Origin of the sequence: Herbaspirillum sp. B65 (assembly GCF_000333555.1) — a bacterium.
In the GTDB taxonomy this organism is placed as follows: domain Bacteria; phylum Pseudomonadota; class Gammaproteobacteria; order Burkholderiales; family Burkholderiaceae_D; genus Herbaspirillum; species Herbaspirillum rubrisubalbicans.
This window is the reverse complement of the sequence record NZ_BADI01001028.1, coordinates 1-4,155: the sequence shown is the minus strand read 5'-3', so window position 1 is coordinate 4,155 and position 4,155 is coordinate 1. Positions and strand designations below refer to the sequence as shown.

Genomic DNA, 4,155 nt, shown 5'->3' with positions numbered 1-4,155 from the left:
TCGTGCTGTTGCTGCGGCTGATGCAGCGGCCCCNGGCCGTGGGGCATGATCGAGGTCTTCATGCTGGGCATCNTGGTGGCCCTGATCAAGTTATCCAACATGGCCGAGGTGATTCCCGGCGCGGCGCTGTGGTCCTTCGGCTGCCTGACGGTGTTGCTGACCGTGGTGGTGTCCTTCAATCCTCGCTATCTGTGGCACATGTGGGAACAGCAGCAGGCCGAGCAGTATGGCGACAAGGGAGCCGGTGCATGAGCCAGTTCCCGCAAGAGGAAGACGAAGACCTGCCGGTGCAGGATGCTGCCTCGCTGGGCGTGATCGGCTGCCATCATTGCGGTACCGTCTGGGAAGCTGCGCACCAGCACGAGCCCTGCGGCGTGTGTCATGCGCCGCTGCACGTGCGCAAGATCGATAGCCTCAACCGCACCTGGGCGCTGCTCATTGCCGCCTGCATCATGTACATCCCGGCCAACCTGATGCCGGTGATGGTCACCAGCACACTGTTCGATGAACAGCGCGACACCATTCTCTCCGGCGTCATCTATTTCTGGACCTCCGGCGAATGGGGGCTGGCCATGGTGGTGTTCATCGCCAGCTTCCTGGTGCCGCTGTTCAAGCTGGTGGCGCTGGGCATCCTGGTATTCTCGGCGCGCCGCCGCAGCCGCTGGCAGCGCCTGCAACGCGCCAAGCTGTATCGCGTGGTCGAGGCTATCGGCCGCTGGTCGATGCTGGACGTGTTCGTGGTCTCGGTGCTGACCGGGCTGGTCAAGATCCACGGTTTTGCCAACGTCCACGCCGGTATCGGCATCGCCGCCTTCGGTGCGGTGGTGGTCTTGACCATGCTGGCGTCGCTGGCCTTCGACCCGCGCCTGATCTGGGATGAGACCGACCGCAACGAGGCCAGCATCCCCCCTCATTCAAAAGACACTGCCCACAAGCCACAGGAAACCGCATGACTCCACCCGACACTCCCGAGGACAAACCGGCGCTGCTGCAACCGCGGCGGGTGCGCCAGCGCAACTGGCTGCCTTCGCTGGTCTGGCTCATTCCCATCGTCGCCGCCATCGTCGGCCTGACCCTGGTGGCCAAGATCCTGGTCGACCGCGGCCCCATGGTAACAGTCAGCTTCCGTTCGGCCGAAGGGCTGGAAGCGGGCAAGACCAAGGTCAAGTACAAGGATGTGGAAATCGGCCAGGTGGAGACCCTGAAGCTGGCGGCCGACCGCTCGCACGTGCTGGTGGGCATTCAGCTCAACCAGGAAGCTTCCGGCTTCAATGCCGAGGACACCCGCTTCTGGGTGGTGCGTCCGCGCATTGCCGCCTCCGGCATTTCCGGCCTGGGTACCTTGCTCTCGGGTGCCTACATTGGTGCCGACGCCGGCGCTTCGGAAGAAACCAAGAAGAACTTCGTTGGTCTGGAACAGCCGCCCATCGTCACGCGCGACGCCTCCGGGCGCCAGTTCGTGCTGCATACCGATGACCTTGGATCGCTGGACATCGGTTCCCCCATCTTCTATCGCCGCATCAAGGTCGGCCAGGTGGTGGCCTACGATCTGGATAGCGATGGGCGCGGCGTGACGCTGCGCATCTTCGTCAATGCGCCTTACGACAAGTTCGTCACAGACGGTTCGCGCTTCTGGCACGCCAGCGGCTTCGACATGGAACTCAATGCCAGCGGCTTCAAGCTGCACACCCAGGCGCTGTCGACCGTGGTGCTGGGGGGCATTGCCTTCCGCGATCGCGATGAATATCAGGTCAGTGCGCCGGCCAAGGAAGGCACTGAATACCAACTGGTGGAAGACGAAAGCGCCGCCATGAAGGAGCCTGACGGCGTGCCGCAGACTGCGGTGCTGTACTTCGACCAATCCCTGCGCGGCTTGCAGCCGGGTGCCACGGTCGACTTCCGCGGCGTGGTGCTGGGCGAAGTCAAGAGCATCGGGGTGCAATACGACAAGCAGCGCGGTGAATTCAGGATGCCGGTCATGGTGCAGATCTACCCGGATCGCCTGGGTCGCCGCTTCCAGGAAGAGACCGACGGACAGCGCCGCTCCAACGCGCACGTGTTACGCACCCTGGTCAAGCGCGGTCTGCGCGCGCAACTGCGCAACGGCAATCTGCTGACCGGCCAGTTGTACGTGGCCATCGATTTCTTCCCCAAGGCCAAGCCGGCGCAGATCGATCCCGACAAGACACCGCTGGAGTTGCCCACCATCCCGGGCAGCCTGGATGAGTTGCAGCAGCAACTGTCGGACATCGCCGGCAAGCTCTCCAAGGTGCCTTTCGATGAGATCGGACGCGATTTGCAGACCACCTTGAAGACACTCAACAAGACCCTGTCCACGGCCGAGCAGACCGCTGCGCACATCAACAACGATATCGCCCCCGAGATGCAGGCGGCCATGAAGGATGCCCGCAAGACCTTGAATGCGGCCGAGCGCACCTTGTCCGACGATGCGCCGCTGCAGCAGGATATCCGCCAGACCATGCAGGAACTGAGCAAGGCGGCGGCCTCAATCCGCATCCTCACCGATTACCTGCAACAGCATCCGGAGTCGCTGATCCGGGGCAAACAGGAGCCATGATGCAAAAGAAAAACAGCCTCACCTTCAAGACCCTGGCCGCAGCCGCCCTGGCGCTGTCCTTGGCGGCCTGCGGCAGTTCGCCGCCCACGCAGTTCTATACCCTGACCAGCCCCGCCGATGGCAGTACCAGCACGCGCACTGCGGGCCAAGGGCCGCAGAGCTTCATCGAGGTGATGCCGGTGGCCGTGCCCGAGCGCCTGGCTCGTCCGCAACTGGTGGTGCGTAGCGATGCCACGCGGGTGGAAGTACTGGAGCAGGACCGCTGGGCCTCGCCCTTCAACAACGAATTGCATGACGCCCTGGCCGCTGGCGTGGCTTCACGACTGGGCGCCATCGACGTCTCGCGCAGCGGCCGTCCGGCCGACCAGGTCAGCTATCGCATCAACGTCGAGCTACGCGACTTCGAAGCCACCCGCAACGGCCAGGTCCAGGCCGTCTTTGGCTGGACCATTACCCGCTCCGACGACCGCCGCAGCCTCGCCTGTCGCCTCACGGCGGTGGAACCGGTCAGCGGCGCCAGCAATGCCGAGGTGGTGGCGGCCACGCAGAAGGTGGTGGCGCAGGCGGTGCAGGAAATTGCCGGCAATGTACGCTCTTTGCAGGCGGGACAGGGGCAGTGTTCTTCCTGAGTTCGAAGATGTAGGTGAAGAAATCGCTGTCGTCCAAGCTTGCTTGTAAAATCTTGCGCGGGAGGGAATTACCCAAATCGGTATGAACCGATGGATACGAGGGTGAACCTGTGCCGACGATCAGTACGTTTTATGGAATCGTGATTCAGATGTTTTATCGTGATCACGCGCCTCCGCATTTTCATGTTCGCTATGCCGAATACAAGGCCGTGATTGATGTCAGGAAGTTGGTGCTATTGGAAGGGCAGTTGCCCCGCAGAGCCTTGCAACTTGTGCTGGATTGGACTGAGTTGCATCAAGCAGAGTTGCTAGGGCCTGTTCACATTTAATAGTTCGTCGGTCTTCTCGCGCTTGTTGATCACCGCGAAGACGCCCATACGATACAGGGGATTTCCACCAGCTTGAACTTGCCGATGGACGCCTCGGCCTGCAAGGCCACGATGGGTTCCTTGCCATAGGCTGAATCGTGGTACAGGAACACGATCTTCTTGCCCGCCAGCGAGCCGTCGTCGTTGATTACGCTGGGGGTGGTTATAACCGTGCTCATCACGACCGTGTCGGTGCTGCTCCTGGTGGATCAGTTCACCCGCGGTTATGCGCGTTCGGAAAGCGAAACGCGCATGAAGCAGTTGGCCTGGCAGATGCAGGATGCGCTGGAGCGCGGCATGAGCGAGCGCGAAATCGACCTGCGGCAACTGGTGTTGCGGCCCTCGATCCGCAATGGGCATGACTTGTCACTCATCCGCCGGATATTCGACGAATTGCAGGCCAGTGTGCCGCACTATGCCTGGATCGGCCTGGCGCGCCTCGACGGGTCCATCATGGTAGCCAGCCAGGGCTGGCTGGAAGGCGCCAGCGTGGCGGAGCGACCGTGGTTCCTGGAAGGCCGCAAGGGCCCCTACGCCGGCGACTACCACCCGGCTGTGCTGCTGACGCACCAACGCCGCC

5 protein-coding genes and 2 pseudogenes are annotated in these 4,155 nt (G+C 62.5%); 6 read left to right on the top strand and 1 reads right to left on the bottom strand.

The window, feature by feature from the left end:
• The 5 genes and pseudogenes from I5W_RS24260 to I5W_RS24240 all read left to right on the top strand — a co-directional run.
• A pseudogene (locus tag I5W_RS24260) lies at positions 1-252 on the top strand (paraquat-inducible protein A); the annotation flags it as partial.
• Positions 249-953, top strand: a complete 705-nt coding sequence (locus I5W_RS24255; RefSeq protein WP_017453963.1) for a paraquat-inducible protein A — start codon at positions 249-251, stop codon at positions 951-953. The pseudogene I5W_RS24260 and the gene I5W_RS24255, both read left to right, overlap by 4 nt.
• On the top strand, positions 950-2,578 hold the full coding sequence (locus I5W_RS24250) for a PqiB family protein (protein WP_017453962.1): 1,629 nt from the start codon (positions 950-952) through the stop codon (positions 2,576-2,578). The genes I5W_RS24255 and I5W_RS24250 overlap by 4 nt, the downstream gene beginning before the upstream one ends.
• A complete protein-coding gene (locus I5W_RS24245; RefSeq protein WP_044531171.1) occupies positions 2,575-3,207 on the top strand; it encodes a PqiC family protein in 633 nt (210 codons plus the stop codon). The genes I5W_RS24250 and I5W_RS24245 overlap by 4 nt, the downstream gene beginning before the upstream one ends.
• 110 nt (positions 3,208-3,317) lie before the next feature.
• On the top strand, positions 3,318-3,536 hold the full coding sequence (locus I5W_RS24240; RefSeq protein ID WP_017453960.1) for a DUF4160 domain-containing protein: 219 nt from the start codon (positions 3,318-3,320) through the stop codon (positions 3,534-3,536).
• A 29-nt stretch (positions 3,537-3,565) separates the two neighbouring features.
• Here I5W_RS24240 and I5W_RS24235 read toward each other — a convergent pair whose 3' ends face one another.
• Positions 3,566-3,754 (bottom strand): hypothetical protein, encoded by a 189-nt coding sequence (locus I5W_RS24235; RefSeq protein ID WP_044531170.1) that lies wholly within the window; start codon positions 3,752-3,754, stop codon positions 3,566-3,568.
• On the opposite strand from I5W_RS24235, the pseudogene I5W_RS24230 reads away from it, so the two are divergent.
• Positions 3,747-4,155 (top strand): annotated as a pseudogene (locus tag I5W_RS24230) (sensor domain-containing diguanylate cyclase); the annotation flags it as partial. The gene I5W_RS24235 and the pseudogene I5W_RS24230 sit on opposite strands and share 8 nt — an antisense overlap.